We start from the raw sequence: 16,371 nt of genomic DNA, 5'->3' as shown, positions 1-16,371 counted from the left end.
TTCTGGCCTGAATCTCCTCTGCGTCCTCTGCGCCTCCGCGCGCACAGTCTCATGGTGCTTTTGCGGCTCGGCGGGAGGACGTCAGCCGATGCCCAGATCCGCCGGCCCGAACGCGTCGGGAAGCAGTTCCGACAGGCGATAGGTGCGCATCGCATCGCCCTCGGCCGCTCCGCAATGGACGGGCAGGTCGCGGCCGCCCATCTGCGCTGCTTCGTTGATGACCTGTCGACAGCGGCCGCAGGGGCTGACCGGGGTGTTGCCGGTGGGCACGCCGTCGGCATCCATCGCGCCGCCGATCACGCCGATGGCCACGATCTCGCGCAGCCGCCCGGCCGCCGAGGCGGTGGCGATCGCGACCGTCTCGGCACAGAGCGACAGGCCGTAGCTGGCATTTTCGAAATTGGCGCCGGTGATGACCGATCCGTCCTGCATCAACAGCGCCGCCCCGACCGCGAAGCGGCTGTACGGCGCATGGGCATGACGCGCGGCGTCGCGGGCGGCGGCGATCAGGTCTTGCGGCAGGACCTGTGGATCGGTGGTATTCATGGCGTGACGACGTCCCAGTTTACGGGGCCTTCCACCCCATCGACCCGGCGGAAATCGCTGGCACGCCACATGCGCCAGGGGCGCGCGGCATAATCGGGCTTGAACAGATTGCCGGTCGCCCAGACGGGGCGGGGCAGGGCGGCGGTGATGCTGTATTCCGACTCGAACGCCTTGGACACGCGCAGCATTACCGGCTTGGCGGTATGCGTCTCGACCATCGCCACGAACCGGGTCAGGTCGGCGATCAACTGCGCGCGGTCGGGCCGTGCGGTGCAGTCGTCGTGGAAGGACAGGTCGATCGCGGCGGGCAGGGCATCGCCGGTGCGTGGCACGAAGATGTTGAAGGCATCGGCCTGTGCCGCAGCGGGCTGGCACAGCGAATAGATATGGATCGCGCCGCGCCGCATCCCCGCTTCGGGCAGCGCATCCCAATTGCCCTCGAACGAGGGATCGCGGCGATCGGCGCCCGAGGTCGCGACCAGATAGGCGAAGTCGGCCCCGTTCGCGCGCAGCGTCCGCCATTCGACGGCGGGCGGCTTTTCGGGCAGGTCGATGCCCTGCAGCGCATAATGCTCGGGCGAGGGTTGCCAATGCGTGACCCAGTGCCGCCCGCCCGCACTGATCGCGCCAAGGGCCAGCAGCCCCGCGCCGATTTTCCAGAGAATCGCCATTAGTTGCGGATATGCAGGACGCAGAGCAGTGTGAACAGACGGCGCGCGGTGTCGAAATCGACCTCGATCTTGCCGGTCAGCCGTTCCTTCAGCATCTGCGCGGCATCGTTGTGGATGCCCCGCCTGGCCATATCGATCGTCTCTATCTGTTGCGGGGTGGCGGCGCGGATCGCGTGGTAATAGCTGTCGCAGATCGCGAAATAATCGCGGATCGGCCGCCGGAAACGGCCGAGCGCCAGCACCAGCGTCTCGATATGCGTGCCGTCCTCACGGTACATGTGGATGCCGAGGCGGCCCTCTTCCGACTCCAGCTTGATGCGATAGGGCCCGGCATAGCCGTCCGCCTGCGGCCGTTGCGGCGCGAAATAGTTTTCCTCGATCAGGTCGAAGATCGCGATCCGCCGCTCCTGCTCGACATCGGCCGAGCGCCAGCCCAGGCTGCGCTCGTCCAGGTCGATAGAGATGATCCGCGGATCGGCCATCCGGCAGGGATAGTCGCGAAGCGCGTGCGCCGCAAATCCCTCGCTGATCGACGCAATGTGTTTTCATCCGGCGGCGCTCCGCGCTAACGCCAGAGGAATGGCCTCCCTCGCTTTTTCCAATCCCGCTGCCGCCACCGAGCCGCAGCAGCTCCCCCGCAATATCGAGGCGGAAGCCGCGCTGCTCGGCGCGATGATGATCGACAACCGGCTGGCCGACGATCTGGTCGACCGCATCGACGCCGACCATTTCTTCGAGCCGGTGCACGGCCGCGTGTTCGCCGCGATCAAGAATCTGCGCGCCACCGACATGCTGGCGACCCCCGTCACCCTGCGCCCGATGTTCGAGGCGGACGAGGGAATGAAGGCGCTGGGCGGCCCGTCCTATCTCGCCCAGTTGACCGGGTCGGGCGCGGGCCTGATCGGTGCGCGGCAATTCGCGACGCAGATCTACGACCTGGCCATGCTGCGCGCGCTGGTGACGGTGGGGCGCACGCTGGTCGACCGGGCGATGGACACCTCTGAAGAGGTGAACCCGCGCGCGCAGATCGAGCTGGCCGAGAACGAGCTGTTCAAGGTTGCGGCCGATGGCGGCTCCGAGAATGCGGTGAAGAGCTTTGCCCAGGCCACCACCATGGCGGTCAAGAATGCCGAGCGCGCGCTGAATTCGGGCGGCCATGTCTCGGGCATCACCACGGGTCTCGACTCGGTCAATGCCAAGATCGGCGGTATGCACCGGTCTGACTTGATGATCCTGGCGGGGCGTCCGGGCATGGGCAAGACCTCGCTGGCAACCAACATCGCGTTCAACGCCGCACGCCGCTGGATGCGCGACATGCAGGACGGCATCCCGCCCTCCGAGTCGGTGGGCGCCAAGGTCGCGTTCTTCAGCCTCGAAATGTCGGCCGACCAGCTGGCGACGCGTATCCTGGCTGAGCAGTCGGGGATCAGTTCCGAAGCGCTGCGCATGGGCAAGATCAGCCGCAACGAGTTCGCCCAACTCGCCGCCGCCGCCGCCGAACTGGAACAGTTGCCGCTGTTCATCGATGATACCGGCGGCCTGTCCATCTCGGCGCTGCACACCCGCGTCCGGCGGCTTCAGCGGCGGCATAACAACGAGATCGGGCTGGTCGTGGTCGACTATCTCCAGCTGCTCACCGGATCGGGCAAGTCGTCCGAGGGCAACCGTGTGCAGGAAATCTCAGAGATTTCGCGCGGGCTGAAGACGCTGGCCAAGGACATGAACGTGCCGGTGCTGGCGCTGTCGCAGCTCAGCCGTGCGGTCGAGCAGCGCGAGGACAAGCGGCCGATGCTGTCCGACCTTCGCGAATCGGGCTCGATCGAGCAGGACGCCGACATGGTCTGGTTCGTGTTCCGCGAAGACTATTACATGATGCAGCGCGAGCCCAAGCGCCCGATGGAAGGCGATGACGGCAAGGTCTTCGAGGATCATGCCAAGTGGGCGACCGAGGTGGAGCGGGTCTATGGCCTGGCCGAGCTGATCGTGGCGAAGCAGCGTCACGGCGCCACGGGCAAGGTCGTCATGAAGTTCGACCCGACGATCACGCGGTTCACCGACTTCGCGGGGTATTGATCGGTTGGCGGTCGGCGGAAGGCTTCGGGACGGGCGGCATAGCGTGCACTTCGACTTCGCTCAGTGCGAACGGAGGGTGGGAAGTGGGACGTGGGCAAGGCACGACGCCTGCCCATCCCTCCGTTCAGCCTGAGCGCAGTCGAAGGCCACGCCCCAACATCTCACCTGGGTCGGTAGATTTGGGCGATGGCCCCGCCCGGAAAACGTATCGCCTCGACCAAATTCAACGCCAGCGGTGCATCCAACTCCGAAAACAATGCCTCACCGCGCCCCAGCGCCACGGACACGACCAGCAGCGCGAATTGGTCCACCAGCCGCTGTTCGATCAGGCTGCGGGCGAAGCGCACCCCGCCATGCGCGATGATCGGGCCACCAAGCTCGGCCTTCAGCGCAGCGATCTCTTCGCCTAGGTCGCCGCTCGCGACATAGGCATCGGCCCAGCTTTCGCCGCCCGGCGGCATCGTCACCGCGGACGGGGCGATCGAATCGCCTTCGCGTGAGAAGACGGCCTTGGGGATGGTGTTCATCGGTTCGGCGAACGGGTCGGTGGAGCCGGGCCAATGGTCCGCCATCGCATGGAACGTCTCACGCCCCATGATGTGCAGCCCGGCCTGGCCGAGATAGTCGACGCTCCACGCTTGGGCCGCCGGGTCCTGTCCGAACATCCAGCGATTGTCGCCGTCCACGGCGTTGACGAAGCCGTCGAGCGACATCGTCATCTTCAGGATCAATTCGCGCATAGGCACCTCCGGTCAGGAGGCTCAACGGCTGGGACAGGCGGGAGTATCCCGAACGGCCCCGAATGGTAGGTGCGCGGTCAGCCCGCCGTGACGGGCCGGTGGATGCCGCATTCGACCTTGGCAAAACCACGCCAGCGGCCCGCGCGCGGATCCTCGCCGGGGGCGACCTTGCTGGTGCATGGCGCGCAGCCGATCGACAGATACCCCTCGGCCTCCAGCGGATGGCGCGGCAGGTCATGGGCGGTGAAATAGCCGTCCAGCGCCGCCTTGTCCCAATCGGCCAGCGGGTTCAGCTTCAACCGGCCATCCTCGACCTCGAAGCGCGGCAGGGCGCGGCGCGTGCCCGCCTGAAAACCTTTGCGACCCGAAATCCACGCCTCGAACGGCGCAAGGCCACGCGCCAGCGGCTCGACCTTGCGCAGGTCGCAGCAGCCATCGGGGTCATAGCCGTGGCGGATGCCGTCCGGGTCTTTTGCCGCCAGGGACGCCGGGTCGGGGCGGATAACCCGAACGTCGAGCAGGCCCAGCCGCGCGACCAGCGTGTCGCGGTAGACCAGCGTTTCGGGAAACATCTTCAGCGTGTCGGTGAACACCACCGGCGTCGCCGGATCGGCCTGCGCGACCATGTGCAGCAGCACTGCGGATTCGGTGCCGAAGGACGACACCGCTGCGATCTGGCCGTGCAGTTCGCCGGTCAGCAGGGTGCGCAGCATCTCGGGCGCGGGCACGCCCGCGAACCGCGCCTCGTAAGCCGCGGCGTCCTCAGCCGTATAGGCGGGACGCACGTCGATCCGGTCGAGTGCGCGCTCAGCCATGGCGCAGCTTCCACACCGGCACGCGGGCATCCGCCGCCTTCTGATAGGGTTGCGGGTAGAGGGCCAGCAACTTGGTCAGCGTGGGCTCGTCGATCGGCTTTTCCGGCGCGAAGCTGTCGAAGCCGCAGCGGCGCATGTGCGGGATCTGATCGACCAGTACGTCGCCCGCCGCGCGCAACTCGCCCTCGAACCCGGCCTCGCGCAGGATGCGCGCCGCTGAATAGCCGCGCCCGTCGCGAAAGGTCGGGAAGCTGATCTCGACCAGCGCGATCTGCCCCAGATGTGCCAGCAGTTCGCGCGCGTCGTCGCCCGCCTCCAGCCGGACGGCGGTGGCATTGGTCTGGCCCAGAAACGCATCCAGCGTTACCGCCGGTTCGTCATGCACCACATCGTCGCGAAAGCGCAGCAGGGTCGCACCCGCATGGGTGTTCACGGTGATCGGCTCAACCATAAATGGCTTCCTTGAACGGCTGCATGCCGACGCGGCGATAGGTGTCGAGGAAGCGCTCATCCGCCTCACGGAGTTCGACGTAACGGTCGGTCACACGCTCGATCGCGTCGACCACGCCGTCTTCGTCGAAACCGGGACCGGTGATCTTGCCGAGCGACACATCCTCCGCGCCCGATCCGCCGAGCAGCAGCTGGTAATTCTCGGTCCCCTTCTTGTCGACGCCCAGGATGCCGATATGCCCGGCATGATGGTGGCCGCAGGCATTGATGCAGCCCGAGATCTTCAGCTTCAACTCGCCCAGTTCGCGCTGCCGCCCGGCGAAACGCTCGCCGATCTTCTGCGCCAGCGGGATGGAGCGGGCATTGGCCAGGCTGCAATAATCCAGGCCGGGGCAGGCGATGATGTCGGAGATCAGGTCGAGGTTCGCCTCGGCCAGCCCGGCGTCGCGCAAAGCGGTCCAGATGGTGTACAGATCGGCCTTGCGGACATGCGGCAGGACGATGTTCTGCGCATGGGTCACGCGCAGTTCGTCATGGCCGTAACGCTCGGCCAGATCGGCCATCAGGTCGATCTGGTCCGCCGAGGCGTCGCCGGGGATGCCGCCGATCGGCTTCAGGCTGATCGTGACGATGGCATGGCCGGGCTGCTTGTGCGCCGCGACATTCTGGTCCAGCCAGACAGCGAAATCGGGGTCGGCGCGGTCGACCGTATCTGGCGCATCGCTCGCGAAATCGGGCCCGGCGAACATCGCGGTAATCCGCGCCAATTCGGCGACCGGCGGGTCGATACCGAGGTCGCGGATCGCGGCGAACTCCGCCTCCACCTGGTCGCGATACGCATCGACGCCGATCTCGTGCAGCAGGATCTTGATCCGCGCCTTGTAGATATTATCGCGGCGGCCATAGCGGTTATAGACCCGCAGGCACGCCTCCAGATAGCTCATCAGATGGTCGGCGGTGATGAAATCCTTCACCTCATGCGCGATCATCGGCGTGCGGCCCATCCCGCCGCCGACGAAGATCTTCGCGCCGAGCACGCCGTCGCGCTCCAGCAGCTGGATGCCGATATCGTGCAGCCGCATCGCCGCCCGGTCCTCGTCCGCCGCGATCACCGCGATCTTGAACTTGCGGGGCAGGTAGGTGAATTCGGGGTGGAAGGTCGACCATTGGCGCAGCAATTCGGCCCAGGGGCGCGGATCGGCGAATTCGTCGGCGGCGGCACCGGCGAACTGGTCGGACGAGATGTTGCGGATGCAGTTGCCCGACGTCTGGATGGCGTGCATCTGCACCGTCGCCAGCTCGGCGAGGATGTCGGGCGCATCGGCCAGCTTGATCCAGTTATACTGGATGTTCTGGCGCGTGGTGAAATGGCCGTACCCCCGGTCATATTTGCGCGCGATATGGCCCAGCATCCGCATCTGGCGGCTGTCCAGCGTGCCATAGGGCACCGCGACGCGCAGCATATAGGCGTGAAGCTGCAAATAGAGGCCGTTCATCAGCCGCAGCGGCTTGAACTGGTCCTCGGTCATCGCGCCCGAGAGGCGACGGCTTACCTGGTCGCGAAATTCCTCGACGCGGGCATCGACGATGCCCTGGTCATATTCGTCATAGCGATACATGGCGGTCTCTCAAATCACGCGCTTCAGATTACCCAGGCACCGGCGTCCGCATCGGCGGGCTTCAGTGTCAGGTCGGGGCGCACCGTGGGGCCGAGCGCGCGGATACGGTCCTTGATATGGGCGGGGCGGGGGCCTTGTTCGGTGGCCTCGGCATCGATCAGATAGGGGACGTTGACCCGGCGCGCGCCTTCCTCGGCCCGCAGGATCGCCTCGCCGGTCGCGCCGACATCGACCGCATCCTCGACATGGCGCGACCAGTCGCGGCCCGTCCACCAGACCACGTCGCCGGTCGCCAGATCATTGCCCGTCAGCAGTTTCATGCACTCATTCCTTCCGCCACGCGGGCCCAACGCGCGAGCTTGTCTTCGGCATCCGACAGGGTGACGACCTCGCCGACGACGATGATCGCCGGGCTCTTCACCGCCTCGCGCTCGACCATGGGACCGAGATCGGCGAGCAGGGTGCGGATGGCGCGGTGGCCGTCCAGCGTCCCGCGCTCCAGCACCGCGACCGGCATGTCGGGGGCGACACCGTCCGCCATCAGCTTGTCGGCGATACCGTTGGCGGTCGCCACGCCCATATAGATGACCAGCGTACGGCCCTGGCCTGCCAGCCCCGACCAGTCCTGATCGGTCAGCCCCTTGCACTGGCCCGCGACGAAGGACACCGCCGAACTATGGTCGCGGTGCGTCAGCGGCAGCATGGCCTCCGCCGCGCAGCCAAGCGCGGCCGAGACGCCGGGGATCACCTCGACAGGGAGACCGGCGGCACGCACCGCCTCCACTTCCTCACCGCCACGCCCGAAGATGAACGGGTCGCCGCCCTTCAACCGCACGACGATCGCGCCGGTCTTCACATGCGCGACGATCAGGGCGTTGATCGCCTCCTGCGACAAGGTGTGCCGCGCGCGCCGCTTGGCGACCGAGATGCGCTGGGCCTCTGGCGGCGCCAGGTCGAGGACGCGGCTGTCGATCAGCCCGTCATGGACCAGGACGTCGGCGGTCTTCAGCGCCTCGACGGCGCGGACGGTCAACAGGCCCGGATCGCCGGGGCCTGCGCCGACAAGGATCACGCGTCCGCGTGCGGTGGGATCGAGAAGACTGACCATGCCCTACAGATGATCCCGGCGGCCATCCTCCACAACCGAGCGATGCTTGGGGAGGCGGTAGATCAGCTTGGGACAGCCGATGCTGCAACGCATATAGTATAACATATTTGCTTATCACCCCAATTTATGATTGAATGGATTCGCAAAAATCAAGGCGGGGAAGAGTCGAATGGGGGAATATCGTTACGCCAAGCGTCTGTTGGGGGCGTCGTTAATTGCGCTGGCATGGTCAGGCGTTGCATCGGCTCAGGTGGCTGATGGCAGAGTTGCTGATCCGGGCGTTCAGGACGACGCGCCCCTGACCGGTGTGGCCGCCTCGACCGACAAGATCGACGCCCGGCAAGACAAGCGCGATCCATCGGATGTCATCGTCACGGGCACGCGGATCGTCCGCCCCAACATGACCAGCAACGCGCCGATCACCACCATCGACTCGACCTATCTCAAGGAGCGGGGCCTTGCCCGGGTCGAAGATGCGCTCGCGCAACTGCCGCAGGTCACGCCGATGCTGGGCTTGCAGGGCCAGAACTGGACTTCGGGCGCCGCGCCGGTCGGCTTGCGCAACCTGGGGGCGGGCCGCACGCTGACGCTGCTCAACGGGCAGCGGATGGACAATGACGTCAATATCATTCCCGGCGCGCTGATCGAGCGGATCGACATCATGACCGGCGGCGCCTCGGCGGTCTATGGCTCGGATGCGATCGCGGGCGTGGTCAACTTCATCCTGAAGCGCAAGTTCAACGGCATCGCCTTCGATGGCGAGGTCAGCGGCTTCAACCACAATAACAACAACCCGCTGCTCGCCACAGCCGCGCAGAATGCGGGCTATACCTATCCGCGCGGCACCTATCTGGGTGGAGGCAACTATTTCGCATCGCTGGCGGCGGGCAAGAACCTGCTGGGTGATCGGCTGAACATCAGCGGTTTCGTGACCTATAAGAAAGCCGACCCGATCCAGTTCCGGAATATCGATACCGTCAACTGCCCGCTTCTGATGTTCGATCCCAACAATCGCGATGCGGGCAATACGAAATGGGCGTGCGACGGCACCACCTACAATCCGTATAATTATTTCAACATCAATGATCAGGACCGGACCAATGCGCGCGACGGTTCGCGCAGCTTTCGCCCCTATGACACGGCGGACGAGGTGCGTGTCCAGCGCGTCGACTCGATCCAGCGGCGCAGTGAAACGGTCAACAGCGGCGGCTTCCTAACGGCGGAACTGCCGCTGGGGATGCGGTTGAACGGCAGCTTCCTGTACAGCCGTATCGTGGAGACCGGGGCCAATTCGGTCAATGGCGGGCTGTGGACGCCTGCCGCGCCGGTCAATTGCGACAATCCGTTCCTCAGCGCGTCGCAGGCCCAGGAAATCTGCGGCGCAGCGGCGGGCAGCACCGCGCTCAGCAAGCCCATCGCGCTGTCGCTGTTCCGTCCCGGCATGATGGTGAACTTTCGCAACACGACCAACGATTGGCGCGGCTCGCTCAATTTGTCGGGGATGATCGTCGACAAGATCCGGTTCGAGCTCAGCTATCAGCAGACCCGCAACATCATGAACGGGTCGGCCGATCATCTGTATGTGCCCGATCAGGCCGATCGACTGGCACGCGGGCTTCAAGTTCGCAACGTCAACGGCGTGCCGACCTGTCTGTCGAAGATCAACGGCACGGACCCGAACTGCCAGCCGATCGATGCCTTTTCGTCAAACACCTCGATCAGCGACGCGGTCTATAATTGGGTGACAGGACCGGGCAGCCGCCGCCAGCAGAACGACCTGCAGGTCATCAACGGCATCGTGTCCGGCACGCTGGAGGATTACGGGATCAAGAGCCCGTTCGCCACCAACGGCGTCGGCTTCGCGATTACCGGCGAGTATCGGAAGTATCGCAACCAGTCGCAGGGCTTCGGCTCATGGTCCAACTTCACGACCTTCGACGGGCGAACCAGCGTGAAGGAGCTGGGCGGCGAAATCGACATTCCGCTGGTCGAGGACAAGCCGTTCATCAAGGAACTCAGCATCAATGGCGGCTATCGGATTTCCGATTACGACGTCTATCAGCGCTTGATCCATAGCTGGAAGGCGGAGGCGAGCTGGGCGCCGGTGGACGGCCTGCGTTTCCGGGGCAGCTATAACCGCGCTGTGCGGGTGGGCGTGCTCCAGCGCCTGGAGGGTGAGAACCGCTATCCCAACACGCTGATGCTCGATCTATGCGCGCCGCCGCGCGCATCGAGCGACGGAAAGGGCGCGACGCGCTATACGTTCGATCGTTGCTCGATCGGCATGACGCGGGCACAATATGATGCGCTGACCAGCTATACCGGCTGTGATTCCAACGGCTTCTGCCCGACGACGTTGGTCAATGGCGGCAATTCTGCCCTGCAGCCCGAACGCTCGCGCAGCAAGACGCTGGGCGTGGTGTTCCAGCCTCGCGCCATTCCGGGCCTGACCGCCTCGGCCGACTGGTACGACATCAACATCCAGGGCGCGTTCGAATGGACCCGCATCGGCATGGCGTTCAACCAATGCTATGACAACAAGGTCGAGTTCTTCTGCCAATTCTATAAGCGCGACCCCCAGACGGGGCAGCTTCTGATCGCCGACGCCCGCTATAACAATTCCGGCTATACCGCCACGCGGGGCATCGATTTCAGCACCAATTACGCGCTCGATCCGAAGCGGTTCGGCATGAAGGACAATATCGGCACCTTCGGCCTGAACTTCAACGGCACGCTGACCACCAAGTACGAACGCCAGTTCGCGCCAGGCAACACGCCCTGGTCGTGCCTGGGCTATTTCGGCTTTGCTTGCGTCGATCCGATGCCGCGCTGGCGCCATGTCGCGGGCGTCAACTGGCAGTTGCCGTGGATCAGGGGCGGTCTCGGCTTCACCTGGCGCTATACCGGCCCGACGAAAAATTCGAAGCTGTCGACCAATACGGTTCTGGCAGCGGCACCGGGCCAGAGCTATCCGCTGGCCAATCGCATTCCGGGCTACAGCTATTTCGACTTCAACACCAACGTCACGCTGGTGAAGGGGATCGACGTGCGGTTCAACGTCCAGAATCTCTTCGACAAGGACCCGCCGCTGATCGGCGACGATCTGACATATAGCACTGGTCAGTTTTTCAATACCTTCCCGACCTATTACACGGTACGGGGACGGACCCTGCGGGTCGGCATCTCCGCCCGCTTCTAAGCGACGGGATGGCCCGGAACCTCGGTTCCGGGCCATTTTCCTATCGGCGCAGTCCGATCGGGATCGTCGCGGCGGCCTGCTCCGTCTCGGCGCTGGCGACCGGATAGGCGCAGTAATCGGCGGCGTAATAGGCGCTGGGGCGGTGATTGCCCGACCAGCCGATGCCGCCGAACGGCGCGCTTGATGCCGCGCCGTTGGTCGGGCGGTTCCAGTTGACGATCCCTGCGCGGATGCCGGTCCAGAACTGCTCGTAACGGTCGCGTGAGGGCGAGATCAGCGAGGCGGACAGGCCGTAGCGGGTGGCGTTGGCCTGCCCGATCGCATCAGCAAAATCGTGTGCGCGGGAGACTTGCAGGACCGGGCCGAACAATTCGTCGTCGGGGCGGTCGGCGACGCTGCTGACGTCGAGGATGGCGGGCGTCAGCAGCGGCAGGCCGGGCGTCACGCGCTCCAGCGGGCGAATGACCTTCGCGCCCAGATCGCCAACGGCCTTCAACAAATGGTCCGCCGCGGCATTGTCGATCACCGGCCCCATGAACGGCGCGGGGGCGTCGTGCGGCGCGCCGACGATCAGCCGGTCGGTGAGGCGGGTCAGCGCCGCCATCAGCGGATCGAACAGCCGGTCCTCGACGATCAGCCGCCGCCCGGCGGTGCAGCGCTGCCCGGCGGTGGTATAGGCCGACTGGACGATCAGCGCGGCGGCGGCGTCCAGATCGGGATCGTCCCAGACGACAATCGGATTGTTGCCGCCCATCTCCAGCGCGAGGATTTTCTCCGGACGCTCGGCGAACTGGCGATTGAGCGCGAGGCCGGTGCGTGCCGATCCGGTGAAGAGCAGCCCGTCGATCTCGTCATGCCCGGCTAGCGCCCGCCCCTGATCGGGGCCACCGACCAGCAGCCGGACGACCCCCTGGGGCACCCCCGCCGCATGATAGCATTCGACCAGGAACGCGCCCGTCGCGGGTGTCTTTTCGGACGGCTTGAAGACCACCGCATTCCCGGCGAGCAGGGCGGGCACGATATGGCCGTTGGGCAAATGCGCGGGGAAATTATACGGCCCCAACACCGCCAGCACGCCGTGCGGCCGGTGGCGCAGCGCCATGCGGCCGCCGCCCGGCTGATCGGTGAACCGCTCGCCAGCGCGCTCGGCCTGGGCGGTGATCGAGATGGCGACCTTGGCGATGACCGTGTCGACCTCGGTCTTCGCCTCCCAGAGCGGCTTGCCCGTCTCACGCGCGATCAGGTCGGCAAAGGCCTCTGCGCGGTCCCGCACGACCTCCGCGAAACGGCGCAGCATGTCGATCCGCCCGGCCAGCGGCGTCGTCGCCCAACCGGCCCATGCGGCGCGCGCGGCGGCCACTTCCCGATCTGCGTTACCGATGGGAAGCTCGGCGATCAGCGCGCCGGTGGCGGGTTCATAGGTCGGCAGACATTCGCTCATGAGGGAAGGCTAGGCCCCCGCCGCCGGGTCGGCAAGCGCCCGGCCCATCGCCCGCACCCGCGCGACCTTGTCATGAAGCAGGGTCCAGTCGTCACGCTCGGCGATCGGGGCCCAGATTGCCTCGACCTCGTCGATCAGCATCGATTCCGGGCGGCCCTGCCAATAGGCGTCGTCGCGGGCGCGGCGTGGGTGATAGGGCTCGATCAGGTCGCGAAGCGGGTTCCAGCTTTCGTCATAATGATCCGGCACCTGCCCGCCGAACAGGTCGAAATAGGTACGGTCCAGGCCGGCCTGGCTGTCGCGTAGCGCGCGTTCGAAGGTCTGGACCAATGCACGGTCCTCGGTGCCGCCGCGTGGGGTCAGCCCCAGCCGCCAGAGGATCGCGGTGACGATCTCCGCCTGATAGGTCGTGGCGAACCCCTCCAGCGCGGCGATCAGCGGATCGCTCTCCGCGATCAGGCGCAGGCTGGAGGCGAGCTGCATCACGTCCCACTGGATCGCCTCGGGCTGGCGGGCGAGGGCGTAGAGGCCCGTCTGGTCGAAATAGGCCGCGGTGAACTCCGGGTCCCAGGTCGGCGCGAACCGCCACGGGCCATAGTCGAAGCTTTCGCCCGTCACGTTGATATTGTCGGAATTGAGAACGCCGTGGACGAACCCGGCGGCCATGTAGCGCGCCGCCAGCGTCGCGGTCCGCTGCGCCACCAGGGTCAGCAGCCGGACGGGATCGTCCGAATCCTCGCCGTAAAAATGCCGGAGGACATAGGCGACCAGTCGCTTCATGCCCGCCTCGTCGCGCTCGAAGGCCAGACGCTGGAAACTGCCGATGCGGATGTGGCCATGGCTCATCCGCACCATGACGGCCGAGCGGGTGGGGGAGGGTTCGTCGCCCCGGTGCAGCGCCTCGCCCGTCTCGATGATCGACAGCGTGCGCGAGGTGGGGACGTTCAGCGCCTCCAGCATCTCGGTCGCCAGGATTTCGCGCACGCCGCCCTTCAGCGTCAGGCGACCGTCGCCCGATCGGCTGTACGGCGTCTGCCCCGACCCCTTGGTGCCGAGTTCGAGCAACCGGCCATCGCGCGCGGTCATCTGCGCGAAGGTGAAGCCGCGCCCGTCGCCCAGGTCGGAATTGTAATGGCGGAACTGATGCCCGTGATAGCGCATCGCGAACGGCCCGGGCAGCGTATCGGGCAGGGGGGCGAACCGGCCGAGATGCCGTGCCCATTCGTCATCGGTCAGCGTCTCCAGACCGATCTCGGCGGCCGCCCGGTCGTTGCGGAAGCGGATGATCGTCTGCGGGAAATCGGCGGACGCCACGGGATCGGCGATGAAATCGGTGATCTCGGTGAGCGCGGATGCGGGGCGGTAGGCTTGCGGGGATACGGGCATACCGCGATATGGAGGCGGCACCGGAGGACCTTCAAGCATGATCCCTCATGAGAATCGTTATTGGTGGTCGAAGGACGGCCTGCGGCTCCATGCGCGCGACTATCCCGGTTCGGACGCATTGCCCCCGGTCATCTGCCTGCCCGGCCTCACCCGCAACGCCCGCGATTTCGAAGGGCTGGCGGAGGCGCTGGCGGGCCGCGCGCGGGTGATCGCGGTCAGCTTTCGGGGGCGGGGCGAGAGCGCCTATGCCAAGGACCCGATGACCTATGTGCCGCTGACCTATGTCCAGGATGTCGAGGCGATGCTGGACGAATTCGGCATCGGGCGCTTCGTCGCGGTCGGCACGTCGCTGGGCGGGATCGTGACGATGGTGCTGGCCGCGACCGCGCGCGGGCGGCTGGCGGGGGCGGTGCTGAACGATATCGGGCCGGAGATCGAGGCGGCGGGCCTGGGGCGCATCCGCGGCTATGTCGGCAAGGGGCAGAGCTTCCCCACCTGGCTGCACGCCGCGCGTTGCGTGCAGGAGACGAACGAGGACGTCTATCCCGGCTGGGGCATCGAGGACTGGCTGGCCATGGCCAAGCGCACCCACCGCCTGACCAGCGCGGGGCGGATCGTGCTCGATTACGACCTGAAGATCGCCGAGCCGTTCCGCGTGCCCAATACGGAGGGCGGACCGGACATGTGGGCCGCGCTCGACGCACTGAACGGCGTGCCCACCCTGGTGGTGCGCGGCGAGCGCTCGGATATCCTGAGCGCGGGTGTCGCGGAGCGGATGGTCGAGCGGTTGGCCCCGTCCGAGCTGGTGACGGTGCCGAATGTCGGCCACACGCCGCTGTTGACCGAGCCGGAGGCACTGGCGGGGATCGAGCGGCTGCTCGACCGGGTGGCGGGATAGGAGAGAAACGCCTTCAACACCCCAGCGCCACCACCCCGGCGAAGGCCGGGATCCAGTTGGGGAAGCGCCAAAGATCTGCGCCCATCGAGCAGCAACTGGACCCCGGCCTTCGCCGGGGTGGTGCACGATTGGGGCATGGGTTGACCATTGCGATGACGCTTCGTGGTTCGGACAAAGGTGAGTGCGCGGAGGCGATGGCGGTTTTCAACACCGCCGCCGCCCGCTAATCCGGCGACCATGGCCCGTCCGCTCCACATCCTGCATCTCCACTCCTCCTTCTCGCTGGGCGGCAAGGAGGCGCGCGCGGTCGCGTTGATGAACGCATTCGGCGACGCCGCGAAGCACACCATCGTATCGGGCATCCCCGACGAGCTCGGCGCGCGCGATGCCATCGCCAAGGGTGTCCGCTACGAGATCGCGCAGGATGCCCCGCCGCTGACCGGCAAGCCCTCGGTCAAACGCTATGAGGCGATCGCGGCCTATATGCGCCGTTTCGACCTGGTGCTGACCTATAATTGGGGGGCGATCGATGGCGTGATGGCGCGCCGCGTCTATGCCAAGGGCGCGCCGCCGCTGGTGCATCACGAGGACGGCTTCAACGCCGATGAGGCGCGCGGCCTGAAGCTGGAGCGCAACATCTATCGCCGCATCGCCCTGTCGGCGGCGGATGCGCTGGCGGTGCCGAGCCATATCCTGGAGGGCATTGCCCGCCAGACCTGGAAACAGCCCGCCGAGCGTGTTCACCGCATTCCCAACGGCATCGACACCCGGCTCTACACCCGCGATCCCGATCCCAAGGGCATTCCGGGTTTCGTGCGACAGCCCAAGGAGATCGTGGTCGGCGCACTGGCGGGCCTGCGCACCGTCAAGAACCTGCCGATGCTGGTCCGCGCGATGGGCGGCATTCCCAACCGTTTCCGCCTGGTGATCGTCGGCGAGGGGCCCGAGCGCGCGAATATCCAGCAGGCCGCCGCCGCCATGGGCATCGCCGACCGGCTGGTAATGCCGGGCTTTCTGGAACGGCCATATAATTACATCCGCCATTTCGACATCGTGGCGCTGTCCTCCATGTCCGAACAGGCGCCGATCTCGGTGCTGGAGGGGATGGCCGCGGGCCTGCCCATCGCCTCGCTGCCGGTGGGCGATGTGCCGATGATGGTGTCCGAGCCCAATCGCCAGTTCATCGCCGATGCGCCCAACGAGGTGCGCCTGCGCGACGTGATCCAGGCGTTGATCTCGCACCCCGACCTGCGCGCCGAGGCGGGGGCGGCCAACCAGGCGCGGGTGCGCGCCGAGTTCGACCAGGCGCAGATGGTCGCGCGCTACAAGGCATTGTACGAACAGGTCCTGGGGCGGCCCGGCGCTCTGGGCTGATCGTCCGCACCGGGGCGTGCTGTTAATTCCCCTCGCTAAGCGATCCCAACA

15 protein-coding genes are annotated in these 16,371 nt (G+C 66.2%); 4 read left to right on the top strand and 11 right to left on the bottom strand.

What is annotated here, in order from left to right; all coding sequences use genetic code 11:
- Positions 1-81 precede the first annotated feature (81 nt).
- Genes SOM26_RS10750 through SOM26_RS10740 form a run of 3 tightly spaced genes read right to left on the bottom strand, consistent with a single transcriptional unit; the run spans position 82 to position 1,699 of the window.
- Positions 82-546, bottom strand: a complete 465-nt coding sequence (locus SOM26_RS10750) for a cytidine deaminase (RefSeq protein WP_320452703.1) — start codon at positions 544-546, stop codon at positions 82-84.
- Positions 543-1,217 carry a GH25 family lysozyme gene (locus SOM26_RS10745; RefSeq protein ID WP_320452702.1) on the bottom strand — a complete coding sequence of 225 codons (675 nt, stop codon included), beginning with the start codon at positions 1,215-1,217 and terminating at the stop codon, positions 543-545. Before SOM26_RS10745 ends, SOM26_RS10750 begins: the two co-directional genes overlap by 4 nt.
- Positions 1,217-1,699 carry a UPF0262 family protein gene (locus tag SOM26_RS10740; RefSeq protein WP_320452701.1) on the bottom strand — a complete coding sequence of 161 codons (483 nt, stop codon included), beginning with the start codon at positions 1,697-1,699 and terminating at the stop codon, positions 1,217-1,219. The genes SOM26_RS10745 and SOM26_RS10740 overlap by 1 nt, the downstream gene beginning before the upstream one ends.
- A 97-nt stretch (positions 1,700-1,796) precedes the next feature.
- Here SOM26_RS10740 and SOM26_RS10735 point away from each other — a divergent pair, with 97 nt between their 5' ends.
- A complete protein-coding gene (locus SOM26_RS10735; RefSeq protein ID WP_320452700.1) occupies positions 1,797-3,290 on the top strand; it encodes a replicative DNA helicase in 1,494 nt (497 codons plus the stop codon).
- Between the two features lie 161 nt (positions 3,291-3,451).
- Here the strand turns inward: SOM26_RS10735 and SOM26_RS10730 are convergent, their stop codons facing one another.
- The 6 genes from SOM26_RS10730 to cobA form a co-directional block, all read right to left on the bottom strand.
- Positions 3,452-4,030, bottom strand: coding sequence for a dihydrofolate reductase family protein (locus SOM26_RS10730; RefSeq protein ID WP_320452699.1), 579 nt, complete (start codon positions 4,028-4,030; stop codon positions 3,452-3,454).
- 77 nt (positions 4,031-4,107) lie between these two features.
- Positions 4,108-4,845 (bottom strand): phosphoadenylyl-sulfate reductase, encoded by a 738-nt coding sequence (locus SOM26_RS10725; RefSeq protein WP_320452698.1) that lies wholly within the window; start codon positions 4,843-4,845, stop codon positions 4,108-4,110.
- Positions 4,838-5,296: a DUF934 domain-containing protein gene (locus SOM26_RS10720; protein WP_320452697.1), complete on the bottom strand. Its 459-nt coding sequence runs from the start codon at positions 5,294-5,296 to the stop codon at positions 4,838-4,840. Before SOM26_RS10720 ends, SOM26_RS10725 begins: the two co-directional genes overlap by 8 nt.
- Entirely contained in the window at positions 5,289-6,914 is a 1,626-nt protein-coding gene (locus SOM26_RS10715) for a nitrite/sulfite reductase (RefSeq protein ID WP_320452696.1), read from the bottom strand. Before SOM26_RS10715 ends, SOM26_RS10720 begins: the two co-directional genes overlap by 8 nt.
- 23 nt (positions 6,915-6,937) lie before the next feature.
- Complete coding sequence (locus SOM26_RS10710) at positions 6,938-7,234, bottom strand: DUF2849 domain-containing protein (protein ID WP_320452695.1); 297 nt, start codon at positions 7,232-7,234, stop codon at positions 6,938-6,940.
- Positions 7,231-8,022, bottom strand: coding sequence for a uroporphyrinogen-III C-methyltransferase (gene cobA, locus SOM26_RS10705; RefSeq protein ID WP_320452694.1), 792 nt, complete (start codon positions 8,020-8,022; stop codon positions 7,231-7,233). Before cobA ends, SOM26_RS10710 begins: the two co-directional genes overlap by 4 nt.
- Before the next feature lie 250 nt (positions 8,023-8,272).
- Here cobA and SOM26_RS10700 point away from each other — a divergent pair, with 250 nt between their 5' ends.
- Complete coding sequence (locus tag SOM26_RS10700) at positions 8,273-11,221, top strand: TonB-dependent receptor domain-containing protein (RefSeq protein WP_320452693.1); 2,949 nt, start codon at positions 8,273-8,275, stop codon at positions 11,219-11,221.
- A 40-nt stretch (positions 11,222-11,261) separates the two neighbouring features.
- Here the strand turns inward: SOM26_RS10700 and astD are convergent, their stop codons facing one another.
- The gene (gene astD / locus SOM26_RS10695; protein WP_320452692.1) at positions 11,262-12,662 is read right to left on the bottom strand and encodes a succinylglutamate-semialdehyde dehydrogenase; all 1,401 of its coding nucleotides are present in this window, start codon (positions 12,660-12,662) and stop codon (positions 11,262-11,264) included.
- A 9-nt stretch (positions 12,663-12,671) separates the two neighbouring features.
- Complete coding sequence (locus tag SOM26_RS10690) at positions 12,672-14,048, bottom strand: protein adenylyltransferase SelO family protein (RefSeq protein WP_320452691.1); 1,377 nt, start codon at positions 14,046-14,048, stop codon at positions 12,672-12,674.
- A gap of 37 nt (positions 14,049-14,085) precedes the next feature.
- On the opposite strand from SOM26_RS10690, the gene SOM26_RS10685 reads away from it, so the two are divergent.
- The gene (locus SOM26_RS10685; RefSeq protein ID WP_320452690.1) at positions 14,086-14,946 is read left to right on the top strand and encodes an alpha/beta fold hydrolase; all 861 of its coding nucleotides are present in this window, start codon (positions 14,086-14,088) and stop codon (positions 14,944-14,946) included.
- A 237-nt stretch (positions 14,947-15,183) separates the two neighbouring features.
- Positions 15,184-16,320, top strand: a complete 1,137-nt coding sequence (locus SOM26_RS10680; protein WP_320452689.1) for a glycosyltransferase family 4 protein — start codon at positions 15,184-15,186, stop codon at positions 16,318-16,320.
- Positions 16,321-16,371: the final 51 nt, after the last annotated feature.

Origin of the sequence: Sphingomonas sp. CFBP8993, assembly GCF_034044895.1 — a bacterium.
In the GTDB taxonomy this organism is placed as follows: Bacteria; Pseudomonadota; Alphaproteobacteria; order Sphingomonadales; family Sphingomonadaceae; genus Sphingomonas.
The sequence above is the reverse complement of the archived record's forward strand: the minus strand, read 5'-3'. Positions and strand labels throughout refer to the sequence as shown.

Bases quoted from the DNA above. Each gene is read 5' to 3' on its own strand.
- SOM26_RS10750 (WP_320452703.1), bottom strand. From the start codon at position 546: ATGAATACCACCGATCCACAGGTCCTGCCGCAAGACCTGATCGCCGCC.
- SOM26_RS10745 (WP_320452702.1), bottom strand. From the start codon at position 1,217: ATGGCGATTCTCTGGAAAATCGGCGCGGGGCTGCTGGCCCTTGGCGCG.
- SOM26_RS10740 (WP_320452701.1), bottom strand. From the start codon at position 1,699: ATGGCCGATCCGCGGATCATCTCTATCGACCTGGACGAGCGCAGCCTG.
- SOM26_RS10735 (WP_320452700.1), top strand. From the start codon at position 1,797: ATGGCCTCCCTCGCTTTTTCCAATCCCGCTGCCGCCACCGAGCCGCAG.
- SOM26_RS10730 (WP_320452699.1), bottom strand. From the start codon at position 4,030: ATGCGCGAATTGATCCTGAAGATGACGATGTCGCTCGACGGCTTCGTC.
- SOM26_RS10725 (WP_320452698.1), bottom strand. From the start codon at position 4,845: ATGGCTGAGCGCGCACTCGACCGGATCGACGTGCGTCCCGCCTATACG.
- SOM26_RS10720 (WP_320452697.1), bottom strand. From the start codon at position 5,296: ATGGTTGAGCCGATCACCGTGAACACCCATGCGGGTGCGACCCTGCTG.
- SOM26_RS10715 (WP_320452696.1), bottom strand. From the start codon at position 6,914: ATGTATCGCTATGACGAATATGACCAGGGCATCGTCGATGCCCGCGTC.
- SOM26_RS10710 (WP_320452695.1), bottom strand. From the start codon at position 7,234: ATGAAACTGCTGACGGGCAATGATCTGGCGACCGGCGACGTGGTCTGG.
- cobA (WP_320452694.1), bottom strand. From the start codon at position 8,022: ATGGTCAGTCTTCTCGATCCCACCGCACGCGGACGCGTGATCCTTGTC.
- astD (WP_320452692.1), bottom strand. From the start codon at position 12,662: ATGAGCGAATGTCTGCCGACCTATGAACCCGCCACCGGCGCGCTGATC.
- SOM26_RS10690 (WP_320452691.1), bottom strand. From the start codon at position 14,048: ATGCCCGTATCCCCGCAAGCCTACCGCCCCGCATCCGCGCTCACCGAG.
- SOM26_RS10685 (WP_320452690.1), top strand. From the start codon at position 14,086: ATGATCCCTCATGAGAATCGTTATTGGTGGTCGAAGGACGGCCTGCGG.
- SOM26_RS10680 (WP_320452689.1), top strand. From the start codon at position 15,184: ATGGCCCGTCCGCTCCACATCCTGCATCTCCACTCCTCCTTCTCGCTG.